Source organism: Rahnella sp. BIGb0603, from assembly GCF_024808755.1.
Lineage (GTDB): Bacteria > Pseudomonadota > Gammaproteobacteria > Enterobacterales > Enterobacteriaceae > Rahnella > Rahnella contaminans.
The window spans coordinates 539330-557502 of record NZ_JANUEX010000005.1 but is presented as its reverse complement, the minus strand read 5'-3'; the positions used below and the strand labels follow the sequence as shown (position 1 = coordinate 557502).

Here is an 18173-nt window from a genome sequence, read left to right as displayed (position 1 = left end):
ACATCGGCATTTTGCCTGAAATATTGAGTGGAATTATTATGTTAATTTAAAGGAGCACCGGATGCCCTACACATCTCACACCGCACAGATCAAAAATGTAATTACCGGCAACGACGTCGTGATCATCGAACCGGCCAACGTCTATGGCTGCACGCTGGGTGATGCGGTTTTTATCGGCCCTTTTGTCGAAATCCAGGCGAACACCGTGATAGGACGTGGTACTAAAATCCAGTCACACAGTTTTGTCTGCGAGTACGTAACCGTCGGCGAAGAATGTTTTATCGGCCACGGCGTGATGTTTGCTAACGATATGTTCCGTGATGGGAAACCCGGTCCGGATCGTGATTCATGGGCCAGAATTGTAGTCGGCAACCACGTTTCGATCGGCAGCGGCGCGACCATTCTGGCGGTGACCCTTTGTGACGGCGCGGTCATCGGTGCGGGCAGCGTGGTGACGAAAGATATCACAGAGAAAGGCGTGTATGCGGGGAATCCGGCGAAACTGCTGCGTTTGCTATAGCCATAAAAAAGGCCGCTTTCGCGGCCTTTCCATTATCTTCACACTTTCTTCAAACGCGGATTACTTCTCGTCTGGCAGTGCGTAAGCGATGATGTAATCGCCCAGTTTGGTGCCGAATGAACCGTGACCACCGGCGGCGATAACAACGTACTGTTTGCCATTCACAGAGTAAGTCATAGGAGTTGCCTGGCCGCCTGCTGGCAGACGGGCTTCCCACAGTTTGTCACCGTTGCTCATATCGAACGCACGCAGGTAGTTATCTGCGGTCGCGGCGATGAAGAACACGTTACCGGCGGTAGAAATCGGCGCGCCAAGCATTGGCATACCCATTTTGAACGGCAGCGGTAATGGTGAGCTGTCGCGCACGGTACCGATACGTTTTTTCCACACGATATCATTGGTCTTCAGGTCAACACCGGAGATGTAACCCCATGAAGGCTGTTTACAAGGGAAGCCCAGCGGAGACAGGAACGGGTTCAGCGTGACGCCGAATGGCACGCCGTACTGTGGCTGAATGCCCGTCTCAGTACCGGAACCGCCTTTATCGTTCTCATCTGGCTCCATAGGATTGCCAGGACCACGTGGGATCAGTTTAGACACGAACGGCAGAGCAATCGGGTTAGCGATAGCCACCTGACGGTCGGTATCCACAGAAATCCCACCCCACTCGAACATTCCGAGGTTACCCGGGAACACCAGAGTGCCCTGCTCGGATGGCGGTGTGAAGGTGCCTTCATAACGCAGTTTGTGGAAGATCACACGACACATCAGCTGGTCGTAGATCGTGGCGCCCCACATGTCTTTACCGGTCAGTTTCGCTTCCGGACGGAAAGTCAGTTCTGAGAACGGCTGAGTCGGAGACACATGGTCGCCTTTCGCCGCGCCCTGCGGAACAGGTTTTTCAGGTGCATCTACAATCAGCTTACCGTCACGGCGATCCAGCACGAAGATGTTACCGGTTTTGGTCGGAACATAAATCGCAGGCACTTTGTTGCCGTTCTTGTCGGTGATGTCAGCCAGCGTCGGCTGCGCCGGAACGTCCATATCCCACAGGTCATGGTGAACAGTCTGGTAGAACCATGCCAGTTTACCGGTGGTTGCATTCAGCGCCAGCAGGCCGCTCGCGTAACGTTCCATTTCAGGAGTACGGTTGCCGCCCCAGATGTCTGGTGTCGCCACGCCGATTGGCAGGTAAACCAGATCCAGTTTGTCGTCATAAGACGCTGGCGCCCATGAGTTCGGGGAGTTCGGCGTGAAGTGCTGACCGTCCGCAGGGATTTTGTTCGGATCAGCAGCGCCCGGATCGAATGCCCAGAGCAGTTTACCTGTTTCAACGTCGAAACCACGGATAACGCCGGAAGGCTCACGGGTTGAGTAGTTATCGGTAACCGCACCGGCCACGATAATCACAGATTTCGTGATGATTGGCGGTGAAGTTGGCTCGTAGTGGCCCGGCGTTGCGTAAGGCATGTTGCCTTGCAGGTTCAGCTCACCGTTGTTACCGAATGCCGGGCAACGTGCGCCGGTTTCAGCGTCCAGCGCAAACAGACGGCCATCGTTGACTGGCAGAATGATACGACGTGAACAAACAGCAGGCGCTGCACCGTTCGTTTCGGTGCCTTGCGCAGCTGGCGTAGTCTCGTGATAAGACACCCCGCGACAGGTCACGTGCTGGAAGGTTGGGTTTGGTTTCAGCTCAGGATCGAACTTCCACTTTTCTTTACCGGTTGCAGCATCCAGAGCAAACAGCTTCTGGTGCGGCGTACACAGGTAAAGCATGTCGCCGATTTTGATTGGCGTGACTTCGTCGGTGATTTCGCCCGGATCATTCGGGGTCTTCAGGTCTCCGGTACGGAAGGTCCATGCCACGTCGAGTTTGCTGACGTTTTTATCGTTGATCTGGCTCAGCGGCGAGTAACGGGTACCGCCCTGAGTACGGCCATAGGCCGGCCAGTCACTGGCTGGAACGCCGGAATCGGTCGCGGCAGGTGCCGCATCGGCAGCTTTGAGGGTGCCGTTGATCTCCTGCGGGTCGTTAAAGACGGAATACGCCAGCACGAGCACTGTGAACACCAGAGACAGCGCCAGAGCGCCGCGTGCAAAGGCATTTTTCGCCAGCATCTGATTATAAACAACAGGCAGTAAGATCCACAGGCCCAGGAAGAAGGTGACGTCTAAACGCGGCGTCAGTGCCCAGAAGTCTGTGCCCACTTCCCAGACAGCCCACACCGTGGTGCCGAACAGGAAGATTGCATACAGCAATAATGCAGAAGAGCGACGGCGATACAGCAACCACGCGGTAACCAGCGAAATAACACCGGCAATAATGTAATAAAGAGAACCACCTAATTTCGCCAGCCAGATACCGCCGACTAAAAGATAAATCCCGCTTAACGCGGCGAACAAAGCGGTAATTATTACGACGATGCGTGATAACGAGGCTTTCGTTTCCATAGTTGATGACCTTACAGATTTTTATAATCGTCGATTCAGGTGCGCTGAATCTTCAAGAACACCCGGTTTACCCGGGCGTCATGCCTTGCGAATGCTGCCAGCGTTAACACGTACAGGCGTCTGGCAGCTTCGCGGGGTACTTTTTTACAAAATTAAAACGGACTTCTCTGACTGATTGAAAACATAAAACTTATTCGAAGCTATAAGAGAGCGTAGCTCCGCCACCGTAGTTCCTGCCAGGTGCCGGCTCGAAATAGCGGCCATTGCCTTCATTGACGATCACGGAACCGACGTAATTTTTGTCGAACAGATTATCGACGCGGGTGAACAGGTCGAGCGTCACTTTGTCCCAGTTGAAGCGGTAACCCGCACTCACACTGGCCACGGTATAGGCCGGTGCCTGTTCGCTGTTTTCATCATTGACTTCGATATCGCTCATGTAGCGGACATCCGCGCCGGCGTGCCAGCCGTCAACCGGTGCCCATTCCAGCGAGGCGTAGCCCATGTTGCGTGCGATCCCCGGCAGACGGTTACCCGCTGGCGTACAGTCGCCCGCGCCGCAGGTCTCATTGCGGAATGTCGCATCGAGCAACGTCCAGGCCATTTTCAGACGCCAGTTCTCTTCGAACTGCTGATCCAGCGACAGCTCCAGCCCGCGACGACGTGTTTTCCCGGCGTTCATATAGCTCGAACGGCCCCCGACACTTTCGGCCACCACCAGCTCGTCATCGGTATCGGTTTGGAACACGGCGGCGGTCACTAAACCGTTACCGACGCGCCATTTGCTGCCGACTTCAACCGTTGTGCTGGTCGCCGGTTGCAGATCCAGGTTCAGGCCGGACTTGCCGTCAGTGCGGTAAGAAAGCTCGTTAATGGTCGGCGTTTCAAAACCACGGCCCGCAGAGACATAAGTATTCAGCGTTGGCGTCACCGCGAAGTTCAGGGACGCCATTGGCAACAGTTTGTGATAACGGCGCGAACCGCTGTCATCCGGGTTGCTGCCAGTGATGTAGTAATCCGTCGAATCGAAATTAACGGTGCTGTAGCGCGCGCCGACATCCAGCGTCCAGCGCGGCGTCAGGTTCCACGTGGTTTGCAGATACGGATCAAGGTTCCACATCACGTTCTTTTCGTTACGGCGTTCATTGCCCTTCACGCCAAGATCGCCATCCGCATCGAAGTTCTCATAACCGAAACGGCGCTCGGTCATGGTTTCATAATCCAGGCCACCGGTGACGGAGAACGGCACGGAACCCATCTGATCGTCATGTTTCCAGCGGGTATCCACACCGGAATATTTACGCTCCAGCACAATCACACCGCCTGCGTTCAGCGGGTTTTTCTGCGACGCGGCAGGAATGGTTTGGTATTGCGTTGTGTGGCGTTCGCCGTGATACGTCATCAGGCTGAACTCGTCGTTCTCGCCCATCTGACGCTGATAGCGCAGGCCGACCTGCGTCTGATCCAGCGATTTACGCGCATTATACTGATCGGCGCGGGTCGCCTGTTTCGGGTTATCGTGCCATTCGGACCCGGTCAGACCGCCCGGATCATTCGCATCAACGGACACGCTGTTAAACATCAGCGTCAGGGTGCTGGCGTCATCGATACGCACCCCCAGCTTGCCGTTACCAAGATTTTTCTGCGTACCGCTGTGGTCACGGTAACCGTCGGTGGTGAATCGCGAACCGGAAATCAGGTAATTCACGTCGCCCGCATGCGTACCGTCGCCGGTTGCGCCGCTGGCTTTTACGCTGTTACGGAAAGAACCGTAACTGCCGAAATAGGTGCCGGCTTCAAGCCTGGCGGGCTGGGAACCGGTTTGGGTATCCACATTGACAACGCCGCCGGAGGAGTTGCCGTAAAGCGCTGAATACGGGCCGCGCAGCACTTCCACGCGATCGACCGAGTTCAGGTCGATATTGGAAGTTTGCCCCTGCCCGTCTGGCATGGTGGCCGGAATGCCATCAACATAAATGCGCACACCACGCACGCCATACATGGAACGGCTGCCGAATCCGCGAACGGAAAGCTGTAAATCCTGCGCATAGTTCTGGCGGTTCTGAACCTGTAAACCCGGAACGCTGCCGAGGCTTTCAGACAGGTTGACCTGCGCTTTGCTGTTTCTGAAATCGTCGCCATCAATCACGCTGACCGCCGCAGGGGTATCCAGTTCGGATAATCCACCGGTGCTTTCACGCTTGATGACCATCAGCGAGGAAGAATCTGACGAATCGTCGGAATCTTTCGCGGAAGTGCCCGGCGCTGACTGTGCGTAACTGACTGAAACTGGGTTCAAAACTGATAAAAACGTGATGATAAAAGCAGAGGTTTTGGCGTTCACTTTATGAGTTCTTTTGTTTTAAGTTAAAAGGCTGAGTCAAAAAAGACGACGCACATCTCAATTTTAGACATTAGAAGTAGACACAAATCGACCAATCTGATTGAGAGCGGTGAAGGGCGTCACTATAGTTTTTTTCTTCCTGTTAGTACATACGCAACTTTACAAATATAACTTTTTAACAAAATATCGCACGCAGAGTACATCTGAGGGCCATTCTCATTTTAAATCTCCGCCTCAAACCTGCGTGTATATACAACTTGTGGCGTTTTTTCTCCCATATGAAATAAACGGTTTGTTTCACATGAAAATTAACCCGATAACCACAAGGGTATTAATAATTTTGCATGGTAACGGTTACAGTAAATTCAACCCATTGATTAGCAATTAATTTATAAAAAACCTGCATTACCAGATATCCCCATAAATTACGTTCAGAAAGCGCCCCATAATTCGGAATATCCTGTTTCATTTCCCTCAGAAAGTTCTGCTTACTGAATGAATATAGACCACGATTTGCACAAGCGGGAATAAGTCGCGGCATTTTCGTACACACAATGTTCCGATATATGGCCCCGCCCTGCCTTTACAAAACAAATAGAACCGGATGCCCTGTGACGTGAGGATTTACTGAGGGAAAGCGTTTTCACAAATGACGTTTTTGTCATGAAGCCGTCACCCGCCTGTCAGAGCCGCGGGCTCAGAGTGAAATCACACATCCGATGTTCATTCTGATTTAAAGCAAAGAGGTCATGCCATGCGTTTACGTTTAGCTTCTACATTACTGGTTGCCGCCGCAGCCGCGTTCGGTTCTCAGGCTGCACTGGCCGCACCGGTCAAAAATATCGTGCTGGTTCATGGCGCATTTGTCGGCGGTTCGGGCTGGCGTCCGGTGTACGACATCCTGACGCATGACGGCTATAAAGTGACGCTGGTGCAGGAACCGCTGACGTCGTTCCCGGAAGACGTCGCTGCCACCAAACGTATTTTAGACAGGCAAGATGGCCCGGCGATCCTGGTGGGTCACAGCTACGGCGGCGCGATTATTACGGAAGCGGGTAACGATCCGCACGTCGCCGGGCTGGTTTATATCGCGGCGCATGCCCTGGATAACGGCGAAACTGAAGCGATAAACGGCAGGAAATTCCCGAACTCCGCGCACCCGTTTGCCAAAACGCCGGACGGTTTCCTTTACATCAATCCGGCGAATTTCCCGGCAGACTTCGCCGCTGATTTACCGCTTAAACAAGCCGAATTCGAAGCGCAGGCGCAGATGCTGACGTCCGCCAGCGTGTTCACGGCCAACATCCCGGATCCTGCATGGAAAGTAAAACCAAGCTGGTACATGGTGGCGAAGTCCGACAAGATCATTAACCCGGATTTAGAACGGATGTACGCCAAACGCGCACACAGCCACACGGTTGAAATCGCGGGCGCCAGCCATTCAGTTTACGAGTCACATCCAAAAGAAGTGGCCGCACTGATCGAACAGGCGGCAAAAGGCGCAGTGAAATAGAGATTCAGGATTGGGGATGCAGGGATGCGTCTCAAAACTTGTTACCTTTAGGCAACACGTTGCGTAACGGCCTCTCCTTTAGCCAACCGAAATACTTAACCCATACTTATGTATTTACTAATTTTATGCCTGTCAGGTCAGATTAAAAACGTAAAAAAGGCTGTTCCCATCACAAAAAAATCTCACTTATGGTCTAAACAGGTTCTTCTTTGTTTTTGGCATATTTAAATCATTGCCATTATCGATATCTCAGAAAAATATTTTTATTAATATATTTCAATCAATTACAATGGTGATTTTTGCGTCACTTTGTCCTTACGAACATATGCATGCGGCATCAAAGCGGCAGAACACACTGAGATATCATCGTGTTGCCACACCGACTGGTGCACAAACTCCTTTTTCCCGCATCAAGATAATTCTTAATCTTTTTTTATGTGTCGTTTGATCTTCTTTGCAATGTTGCTATTGTTGATTATGTCGTTCATGACAGTCTCTAAATATAAGAAACACACTCCATTACGGAACGCATTCTTACATGAAAATTTGAATTTACTTAAAAAACGGCTTTCCTGTTGTTCAGGAAAAGTCGTGTTAAATAATGACTTCACTTTGCAACTTTTGAAATATTAAAGTTCGCCGGATATTGCCTGACGGGTAATCTGGTGCACTCACACCCCACCAGGCTAAAATAATTCGATTGCTATTCATTAGTGCATTTAATTTTTAAATAATTATTGCATAACTCGCAATGGCAGAAGTTCGTTACTGCCATTTTCATAGCCTTGTGTCTGAAGTTTATTGGGTGCTGAATTTATGACTACACAAAATTATACAGCCGATGAAAAGAGCGTTGTAAAAAATGTCATCAACAACTATGGCAATAAAGGCGTTTTTATTATTGATCCGGGAAATACTCTGCTGGTCAATTTTTATGACATTCAGTTAAAGCTTTCCGGTTTAGCCTACGCGAATTCCCGTCAATTCTCCCAATGTTGGGAAAACGCAAAAAAACTTAAAGGCAGCACCGGCCAGTTAAGTCAGGCAGCAAATGACTCTGTCACTCCGGTATACAGTATTGTCCGGGTTGACTCTACCGATGGAAAAAATTATCGCGCGGATGCCGTGGGTTCTCTTCCTGTTTCCGCCAACAATGTGACGCAAACGCTGGGATTATTTGACGGTGATGCCACCAATGTCGGCCCGGTAAAATATACACAGAATTATGTGAATGCCGCGGATTGTGTTATCGGCGCTGAAGGGGTATATCCGGACAGTGATAAAAAAGCTGATTTCCCGGTCACGGTGATTTATACCTTTGCGCAAACCATCAATAACATGACGGTCTACGGCGCTGAAATCATTACCACGCAGAACTACCCTCAGGAAATTTATAATGAATCTCCACAGACTATTCATAATCCAAACGAAATAAAAATTTGCTTAACGCGCGTGGAGGCCGACTGTGACTACAGCCAGCCCTATGAGGGCGGGGGCATCGTCAGTGTCCCGGTCAAAGGTTATATCACCTACGGCGGGAATATTGATGTCAGTGGTGGCAAACCCGTTAACGGGATAAGCAGTATCTATCTGATACGCACCCGCGCGGGGGGTAACCCGATTACGCCTTATCCGGGATTTGATTTTTTCGACCCAAAAAATTCAACCATCGCCGGCAATAACATCAAATGGGACCTTAACTGGTTAAAATTTAATAAGGTCGATTTTGATTCCGGCGAAATGGTTTATTATGTTTTTAAACTCATTCTTTCCGTCTCAGGAAAAAGCATTGCAGCCTTTATCACTAATGCCCCTAAAGATATAGTCCCCGGTCAGCAACTTTTAAATACGGTCACAATAAAACCGATGAAAATTGTTTACGGGTGCCTGCATGAAAACACCCAAATAACGATGACTGACGGCAGTGAAAAAATAATTTCAGCGATGAGGATGGGAGACCGGGTGAAAACCGTAAATAATGGTGAGCTTACCGTTGAAAACGTCACCACCGGGCAGGAACAGCATTGTATAAAAATAATCGCACAGGCTGCGGACAATAAAATACTCAGCGTGGTCGCCAGCCCCGGACATCCTTTTATAACCTCGTCTGGCGTAATACTTGCGCGGGAGCTTAAATCTGGCGACAAACTTTTAACACTGACGGGTGAAAGTATTGTTATCGATATTCAACCGCAGCCGGATGAAGCTACGGTATTTAACCTGCAACTGTCTGGCGAAAAACGCGATGAAAATGTGCTGTACGCTAATAACATTTTGGTTGGCGATATCCAGATGCAAAGATTTTATGAAGATGAATATTACCGGAGACCTGAAAACATTCTGAGCCAGTTACCAGAAGAATGGCATGAAGATTACCAAAATCATCTCAACGTAATGGGTGAATAATATCATGTACGAAGGATATCCGGACTTTCAGAACATTATAACAACAGCTACGCAACGTTTTATCGGGACGTATCAGCAAAAAGCAGCCTATTTTCTGTACCCGGAATCCCTCGGTATTCAGGCGGCGGAGCCGTTACCGTTTTCTCTGGATATTGTCCGTAGTACGAGTGCAGACAGCATTTATGGTTGGCTGAGTTTCACGACTGAGCTTGAGTATGCCAGCGGGCAAAGCCTGGAAGATTTCAAAAAACTGTATCCGGGTAAAGCGGTGAACATTTTGCCTCTGGTCTCGGGGAGCCTGGGATTTGACGTGCCGGTTGAGTATCACAGCGATCTGCGGGCGCAGAGCTTTGATGCCACGTGGTATTCGGCGCAGTACATCCAGTTCATTATTCTGCTTAATTCAGCAAGCACTCAGCTGATTGAGGATACGATCCTCGACAAAATCATCGGGTTTAATGCCCGGCTGGACGGTTTTGTAGAAGGGGTATCACCTCGCCTGCCCTATTCCATCGAATTTGATCCCCGTGCGCTGATGCAGGTGTTAACCGATAACGTTCCGGGAACCGTTACCGCTGACGGCACCCGGGTGGCGTTTGGCTATGAGCTGTTAACGCAATATCTGTACCAAAATATCCGTCAACTGCCTCTGACGATCGCCCCGGCGCTGCCGGTGAACGATCTCGCCGCGATTCGAATGTTCTGTCAGGCCTTCCTTGACCGGCTCTGTAACCTGGCGGGTTCACCCTGTGCGGGCCCGGCGAACAGCAATGTCGCCATGATCTGCCTGGCGTCGCAACCACAAAGCGGCCGGGTAATTTTCATACTTGATACCGTCGTGCTGAGCCTGCGCCCTTTGAGCTTTTTACTCGATCCCTTCAGCGCTGCGCAGCAAATTGCCAAAAAGTCGCCCGACACGATAATTCACCGGGTCACTCCGCCCCCTATGCCAGAAGACAAACGGGCGATCGACGTTTTTTACACGCCACCGCCAGGGCTGGGCGCGGGCGTTTCTATCGATATTCAGCTGACGCTGCCGGCCGGTAATATTTATCCGCAAAAACAAACACAAACGCAGGCTCTGACGCCGGATAAAAGTCGCGTCACCTTCACGTTTTTTAACAGCTCACTTGGCGTAAGCCCCTTCTTCTATCAGGTCCGCGTGAATTATTTTCACGGGGGAAGCTGGCAAACAATCTCCGGTGATCCGTTGCAGTGCGCGGACCGCTTTCTGGTGCTGGATCCCACGTCGTTACCCTGTAAGTTCCTGACCCTCAGCCTGGATGAAGGTTTTGCCCGCCAGAGCATAATCAGCGGGACTTATCATTCTGGCGGCGTGGATCAGAACCTTAAATTAACCTCTGACGCGCCCGATTTCAGTTACCCGATCCTCTGCGGCAATACGTATGCCGACGTGGAAGCCCGTCAGATATCCGGGGAAGGCGTGGTTCCGCTGCCCGGGCCAGTCACTCTGTCCACCACACTGGGCGCATACAGTTTTCCGCAGTTTGGGGCGCAACTGGCGCGCATCACGGTGAATCTTCCGGACGGCGTCACTGCGGCAGAATTCGAGTTTGAGCCGCAAAGCCTGATGCCTGCCACAAAATATAACTTCACTCATCTGCATAACACATTCGACTACAAATGGACGGTCACCTCTATTTATGCCAGCGGTTTTCGCTACAGATCTGCTGGTGGCCCGTGGTCAGCCTATGTAACCGGTAATCAAACAATTGATTTTAAAGGTGAAAGATGAACACTGAATATTTAAACCCTGAGCAGACGCTACAAAACTTCTTTCTGCTTGGCCGGGACTTTGCTTTCCATGATCAGACGCTGCCACCGGAGGCCTACACCTATGGCAGCTTTGCCCCTCAGGTCGTGCTGGATACTCCCGGAGGTCAGATCAGCGCGTTGCATTTACTGACCAGCCCCGGCGGGGGAATGGCGACCTTCGTCGCTCCTGCACAGCCCGCAGATACCCCGGCGTTAAAAGCGTATATCCGGGAACATTTCATCCCGTCGCCGGGCGAGATCAGTCTGATCCAGGGCGATGTCCGCCAGTCCCTGTTCCTGCGTTTTGTCCATCAGCCCGAAGCGGACAGTTATGACGTTGAGTTTGAGCAATCCCGCATGGCGCTGACGCATAGCGAAAGCGGGGTTCTGGACGACGCTATCAGAGGCGATAAAAACAAGGTTTACCTGCGGATCCGCAGCCAGTTCAGCGTCCGCAGCCGCGCGGCGGCACGGATGGAAACGGACTGGGTTGCATTTCTGACGCTGGCGTTCAATGAAGATGCCCGTCAGCCGCAGACCATCGCCCTCCTGCTCAACCAGCAGATCGATGCCGGTGTGATTACCCTGGACGAACAGTTTGATAATGCACCTTCAGAACAGACCCGCGAACGGGTCAGGAATTCTCTGGTAGAAACGGCGTCGCTGCTGGTCAGTAATACGCTGCGAAATATCCATTCTGTGGATGAGATCCCGACCAAAATCAGCTACGACGTCAGCTACAGCAACAGTGTGCCGCAACAGTATTTGCTGACACAGCAACAGGATATCGCCGTGCTGCTGGGCACGTTGCCCGCAGAAAGCATTATCACGTTTACCCCGACGCCGCTGCCTGAACCCACCCGCCCTGACAAGCCGGTCATCACGCGTGAATGCCGGGTTAGTCTGGGTTTCAACCCGGCCGGTTTCAACATCATGTCGGTTGATCTGGTGTACGCAGATGAGCAGACACCGATGCCGTGGCCCAATTTCACACCGGTCACGCTGAAAACCGAATCGGACATCAGCACGATCACGCTCCGGGTCAAATTTGCGGATTACAGCGACTACGAAACGCAACTTCGCTGGCAAGACGACATTGCCCTTACGCCGCAGGAACTGGGTTTTTACAGCGTCCTGTTTGATGCCGAAGACCTGAAATCCAGCTTTAAGTCGGTCAAAGGCAGCGCGACCTACCTGCCCGCGGGCCCGGCAAAAAAACAATCTTTTAGCTTCTCATTTTCCACAGAACCCACGTGGCAGGCCAGCTGGTGGGTCAACGCCCATTTTGCCGGTCTCAACGGCCAGATTGAATACAGCTGGAGTGGAAACCTGAAATCGCTGTTCCCGAAAACCTACGACTCTGGCCGCCTGAAGGCCAGTGTCAGCCCCGTCAAACTGCAATACACCAAGTGATATAAACAAGAGGAATGCCCTATGTTAACCACCGCTTTGCAGCAGTCGATCAAAATCCCAACGGATAAGTATCTGGGCGAAACTGAATATATCTGTACCTGTTACGGCGACAGCCTGGACAAGAATACGTATTACGTCGTGCCCGAAATCCCGGTATTTGTTGCCCGCGACGCTAACAGCCCCAGTTTCATGTTCTATAAATATCGCGGCGAAGACATGCAAGGCGGTTATGCCCAGTTCACCGTGATGCTGCCGTTGCCTCCCGATGATCTGCAAGCCAAAATCCGCGCTGAACTGTTTGGCAATATTCAGGGCCAGCTGACGGCGAAATCCACCCTGATTGTCACCTATGTTAAAGCCGAACAGGCTTCGGCAGCGGATCCGGAAAACCAGACTAAAAAAGCGGCGATGGACGCTGCGCTGAAAAATACCGGCCTTGACACCGATCAGGCCAGCAAATTTGTGTCGCTGTATGACAGCAGCAAAGGCAATGACCAGTTTCTTCCTGAGCTGATGCCGGAAGAAGCACAGAAAATTAAGCTGTTGCAGCCTAACTACACCTCGGCGCAGGCCACATTAATTCTTGATGACAATGAAAAATTCTACCGTCAGATCCCGACGCCTTTATCGCCATCAGGTTTAGGCGATAACAGAACCGTTTTCGGGCTGACACTGACCGGCGAAGGCGCCACCCTGTTTGAAAATGTGCTGGCGGGCACCGATAAAAACTCAAGCGTCGGCGTTCGTTTTAACTTCAATCTGGACGCTTCCCTGCCTGCGGCCAAAGTAACGGTGAGCTACGACAGCGAAATCACCAAGTCGGTCACGCAAACCATCTCTTACCATACGTGGTCGGCAGATGAGAAAAAGATTGAACGCGAATACATTGAGAAAGGGGCCATTAAAATTGATGTTCAGGTCGGGCTGACCGCAGCAGAAATGGGGATGACGGCCGATCAGTACATCAAGTGGAAAGAGGGCCTGACGGCGTGGGGGCAGAAACAGGTTGAGCAAATCTTAAGCAGTCAGACCGGCCTGGACATGAGTCTCGATATGCTAAATGACGCGGGTAACTTTGGTAAATTCCAGGAAAGCCTCAAACAGACCAAAAGTTTTACCCGGGTTTATGACGAAAACTCTGTCGTTTCCTTTGCCATCGCACCGCAAACCCAGCTGCCGTCTATCCAGTCCATCGTGGGCGAAGCGAACCTGAAGGATTATTTCAAAGAGTACGACCTGAACGATCCGTTCTATCAATTTATTCAGCCTGAGTTCTATGTCACTCAGGATCTGGCGACCTATAACATCGCCAATATTGTCGTGACGGCCATCTACGACAAAGACAATCAGAGTACCTTGCAATTTAACCCTAAAGATATGGATCCGAAAAAAACCGGCAAATGGTTTATCAAGCCGGAGCTGGGCCGCGCGTTTAAATATTCCTACACCGTTAACTTCAGCGGTACACAGGCCAAACCCTATCATTCCGGCGATATTCAGAGCGACAGGGATCTGATCATCTCCATTAACACCGCCCAGTGTGGCGTCGTTTACGCCGATATTTCTACGCTGCTCGACCCGCTGGGATGGAAAGTCTTCAGCCAGGTGGTGGTTAAAACGCGCTATTCCGATCCCGACAAGGGGGTTGATCTTAAAACCACCAGCCAGGTCATCAGCGAATCCGCACCGCCTAAACCGTTCATTTATCCCATCGGCACGACCGTGGATAAACCGATTTATTATTCTGCCGATTACTACGCCATCAATGGCGACAGCCTGACCTACATTCCCAATGGCGTTGAGACCAGCCCGCAATTGCCGGGTTATGGCCTGACGCAGGGCAATCAGATCCTGATCCCTAACGCCCTGCCTAAAGCGCAGAAGTACACGGTTATCTTCCAGCCAACGCAGAAAGACGTCACGCTGATCACCTATGAAATGACGGTGAAATACCCGAAATGGGACTTCAGTGAATCGCAAAGTATTGCCATCACCGAATTCGACAGTAAGTCGATGACCCAATATCTGACCTTCAATCTCATGCAGGCAGAAGCGGGCAATGAGCCGGAAATAAGCTATGTCTCGACCGTGTATTTCGGGGACAAAGGCGAAGAGAAAACGAAAACAGATAAGGTATCGAACACCACGACAATTGTGGTGGTGAAGTTCTGATGCTCTGAAATAACACAGGGCAATCTACGTTGCCCTGTTTTTACTTCCGTCACGCAGGATTGCCGCGATGAATAATCAGATCATAGTGCAAAACATTTGTTTTATCCGTGCCGACCCGGACAGACCTGTTTATTTTTACTGCGCCGCAGCGCCGGGCATTATGGTCACCCGCGACGATCAGCCCGCGGTCCAGCTACAGATTTTCAGAAACAGCAGCGAACCGGCCACCGTTTATTATGCCAGCTTGTCACTGCAAACTTTATTAGCCAGCAGCCCCGAAGCCGCGCGCGCAGCGGCAGATGCCAGCACGGATATCCCGCGCGATGCGGTGCTTTTGCCCTTGCAGGCTATTTCCTGCAGCGCAACGCTGAATATTCCCGGTTTCATTACCGGACTAACCAGTAAGACGGCGTTGAACGACCAGCAAAATTGCTATCTGCTGGCCAGGCTCGGCCCGCAAGACAATATCGCCCTGCTGACCAGCCTGATGGCGAAGCCGGAAACGGCACCTGTCACGGTCAGCTATAAAATTGATTATCTGCAACAGCTGCCGCCCGCAACCTTTGAACTTGAGGCCAGCTGGGACAAAGTTTATGAGTTCCTGCAAGAATCGATGGGCTTCAACCTGCTGTTTTTTTCGGTCGATATCGAAAATACCTCGTCACGGCTGATCACCGATAAAATCGTGACCATCAAAGTCCGCGACACAGACCCCGACAAACATATCGCGCAGGCCGGTGCCGAACTGACGCAGATCCTGCTCAGCGAATTCTTTACCCCGGTGTTTGCCGATGTCCCTGCGCAACCCCGGCCACAGGCCGGTTTTTATCTGCAGCGGGTTTCTGTTAAAGACATTGAGCAGCGCCGTTTGAGCGGAAAACTGAGCGAAACGACGGTGGTAAAACGCTCGGTTTATCCGCAGGCTTTATTCAGTGAACTGGTCAAAGGCACGGACTATCAGGCCGGCCGCGTGATCACGGAAACGGATCTGCAGGATGATTTTTTTGCCTCCCGAAACGTGCAGATAAACTTACTGACGCCCGAGCTGGACAGCAATATTCAGCTGGTGATGGCGCGCCTGCGTTATGGCGACAACGTCCAGCAATATGCCTTCCGTAAAGGCGACGTTCTGCCCAAGCATTTCAAAGCACCGAGCATTACCGACCCGAACACGGGGAAAATGCTGTGGCCCGTCGGGTACGATTTTATCGTCTATTTTAATAAGCCTTTTGGGAGCGTGACGTCCGTCAGTTCCGGCGATCTGCAAACTGAGCTGGACGACATTTATCTGGATCTCGATTCCGTTTATGCCCGCTATGATTTTCTTATCCGCGCAGCAAGCCAGTTTAACTGGAACTGGTATCAGTCGGTTCTGGTTACCGTGCGCTGCCGCCACAGGCTCTTGCCGGGCCCCATCGTGTCAAAAATTTTTCAGATCACCTCCACGTCCCGGGAAGAAGATTATCCGGTCACGCTGCCGGACCCCGATTTGTATCTCTTTGACGTCAGCAAGGAGTACAGCAGTGAGGTCAATTCGCCGCATTTATCCGCCGTGCTTGATGAGCCGACCAGCCAGGATATCTCGCTGTTCTCCTCGTTGTATCACCAGCGGGTAATAACACTTTCCGCCAACATGGACTGGCAGGAGGTCGAAAAAGTGATCGTGTCGGTCAGCTACCCTTATTCTCCCACTGACGAGAATGCCTGCCTGCAACAGGTTTTTCAATTTACCGAAAACGACGCCGCCATTCAGCGTTTCAGCGCTGATCAGCCAGACCCTGCGCGGCTCACCGTCAACCTTGATATCTGGTTCACCTACCAGAATGGCAAAGGCGGTGATCACCCCGAGTACGTCCAAACCGCAACCGTTCAAGACAGTATCAATATCGCCAACCTCATTTAAGGAAACGCCATGTTATTACTTAGAGAAAGAACACAAACCATCAACAACATCACCTTCTTTGCTGATGACTCCGATGACAAGCAGTTCTGGTATTTACCCGGTGATATCCATATCGCGGAAAATGACAAAAAGCCGGTATTTTCATTGATTAAATACACCGGCGACGGCAGCGGTCAGCAAGGGGGCTACATCAACTTCGAGGTGAACACGTCCATTGATGAAGATGTACTCAACAACGCATTTCAGGAGTACCTGAGCAAACTCAAGGTGGATCCGAAAACGGCGCGCAAAACGCAGGTGATGTTTGACAAAGGCACGGTGAATTTCTTTGTTCTGGGTGCGGAAGGGACGAACGGCGAATTAATCAGCGCCCAAAGCCCCAGCCTTTTTGGCAAAAACAGCGCGATCTTCAGCGCGAAATTAACGCCGGAACAAGCGGTGATCCTGGAAGCCGCGTTTAATCAGGCGCAGGCACCGGCCGCCGTGGCGTACAACCTCAGTTTTACGGGCATCACGCCAGCCTTAAAAGTGGAAGTCGAAGCCAAGCTTGAAAGCCTTTATAAAGAGTTTGATCTTAAATTTGGGGCCAATATTCCGATCCCGGTCGAAACGCCCGCCAGCTTCTGGCTGGGTTTTGACAGCGTCATTAAGAAGCTACAGCAGGACCAGAAACTGATCATCAAGGTCACTGAAAGTATGCCAGGCGATCAGGCGGAAAAAGAAAAGGAATGGGCGTTGCAGTTTGTCAAAGAAGAGATTTTGAAAAGCTTCTTTACCGCTTCGCTGAGCCCCAACGACGACAGCAATACTCAGGCGAAATCGGCCAGTTCCTCCATTCTGGATTCCCTGATCGCCAGCGACAAAAAAGAGGACGAAGAAGGCGGAAAAGGCGGGCTCTTCCCCAGCGCATCACTGGAGATAAAAATGGTGCGCATCGAAGAGACGAAAGCGCTGAACTTCAACTACATCTCGTCGCAGGCGATCACCCAGGCCGCGGTGCCGCAAAACTTTATCGGCAGCGATATCCTGCGGGCGAAGAAGGTTCCTCCCTACTTCATTGAAGTCAACGTTAACGATCCGTTCTTCCAGAAAATTGACTTCACCGTGCTCGGGCCGGACGGATTTGATGAATACGGCATTAAAGCCGCGAGCTTCAAAATCGGGTACAACAATCAGGTGTATACCGCCCCGCCGTTCACCGCCGACGACGGGACATGGGGCAAGAATATCTCCCGGAGTAAAAACACCAATGAACTGTTCGATATCCAGAGCGAGTTTATTTTTAAATCCGCCGCCGCGTCCGGCTGGGAAGGCAGCAGCAGCTACCAGCCAAAATCACAATCGGCCTCAACCTTGCTGAATCTCGATCCCGGCTCAGTGCTGACATTCAATGAAATCTCCATTTTTCTGGACAAGAAATTTTCGTGGGAGAATTGCAACCAGCTGATCGTCGAGCTGGCTTATACGGACGATAAGCAGAGCAAAAAAAGCAAAAAGTACACCTTCAGCGAAGATAAAAGCGAAGCCCAGACCTTTAAATACCGCTGTCTGACCGAGAAACCGTGGAACGTTAACTACAAAATCACGTATTTCTTAGTCGGCGGTAAGACAACGACGCTTGATGGCAGCGAAAACCCGCCCGCTATCGTTATTCCGGCAGTAGCGTAGGCGA

10 protein-coding genes are annotated in these 18173 nt (G+C 51.3%); 8 read left to right on the top strand and 2 right to left on the bottom strand.

Translation table 11 applies throughout. From position 1 onward, the window contains the following. Window positions 1-61: 61 nt before the first annotated feature. Window positions 62-520: an acyltransferase gene (locus M2403_RS16595; RefSeq protein WP_165059975.1), complete on the top strand. Its 459-nt coding sequence runs from the start codon at window positions 62-64 to the stop codon at window positions 518-520. A 60-nt stretch (window positions 521-580) separates the two neighbouring features. Here M2403_RS16595 and M2403_RS16590 read toward each other — a convergent pair whose 3' ends face one another. Together M2403_RS16590 and pqqU are read right to left on the bottom strand one after the other, a co-directional pair. Beyond that, window positions 581-2974 carry a glucose/quinate/shikimate family membrane-bound PQQ-dependent dehydrogenase gene (locus M2403_RS16590; protein WP_259230137.1) on the bottom strand — a complete coding sequence of 798 codons (2394 nt, stop codon included), beginning with the start codon at window positions 2972-2974 and terminating at the stop codon, window positions 581-583. Window positions 2975-3164: 190 nt separating this feature from the next. Next, window positions 3165-5318, bottom strand: coding sequence for a TonB-dependent receptor PqqU (gene pqqU, locus M2403_RS16585; RefSeq protein ID WP_165059969.1), 2154 nt, complete (start codon window positions 5316-5318; stop codon window positions 3165-3167). A gap of 754 nt (window positions 5319-6072) precedes the next feature. Between pqqU and M2403_RS16580 the strand changes: the two genes are divergently transcribed. The 7 genes from M2403_RS16580 to M2403_RS16550 all read left to right on the top strand — a co-directional run bounded on the left by M2403_RS16580 (window position 6073) and on the right by M2403_RS16550 (window position 18169). Further along, window positions 6073-6831 (top strand): alpha/beta hydrolase, encoded by a 759-nt coding sequence (locus tag M2403_RS16580; protein ID WP_152326668.1) that lies wholly within the window; start codon window positions 6073-6075, stop codon window positions 6829-6831. Window positions 6832-7647: 816 nt separating this feature from the next. Next, the gene (locus tag M2403_RS16575) at window positions 7648-9237 is read left to right on the top strand and encodes a Hint domain-containing protein (protein WP_259230136.1); all 1590 of its coding nucleotides are present in this window, start codon (window positions 7648-7650) and stop codon (window positions 9235-9237) included. Window positions 9238-9241: 4 nt separating this feature from the next. Then, window positions 9242-10993, top strand: coding sequence for a hypothetical protein (locus tag M2403_RS16570; protein ID WP_259230135.1), 1752 nt, complete (start codon window positions 9242-9244; stop codon window positions 10991-10993). Then, window positions 10990-12426 carry a hypothetical protein gene (locus tag M2403_RS16565; protein ID WP_259230134.1) on the top strand — a complete coding sequence of 479 codons (1437 nt, stop codon included), beginning with the start codon at window positions 10990-10992 and terminating at the stop codon, window positions 12424-12426. The genes M2403_RS16570 and M2403_RS16565 overlap by 4 nt, the downstream gene beginning before the upstream one ends. 21 nt (window positions 12427-12447) lie before the next feature. After that, the gene (locus M2403_RS16560; RefSeq protein WP_208951961.1) at window positions 12448-14598 is read left to right on the top strand and encodes a hypothetical protein; all 2151 of its coding nucleotides are present in this window, start codon (window positions 12448-12450) and stop codon (window positions 14596-14598) included. A 67-nt stretch (window positions 14599-14665) separates the two neighbouring features. Further along, complete coding sequence (locus tag M2403_RS16555; RefSeq protein ID WP_259230132.1) at window positions 14666-16501, top strand: hypothetical protein; 1836 nt, start codon at window positions 14666-14668, stop codon at window positions 16499-16501. Window positions 16502-16510: 9 nt separating this feature from the next. After that, complete coding sequence (locus M2403_RS16550; protein WP_152326674.1) at window positions 16511-18169, top strand: hypothetical protein; 1659 nt, start codon at window positions 16511-16513, stop codon at window positions 18167-18169. Window positions 18170-18173: the final 4 nt, after the last annotated feature.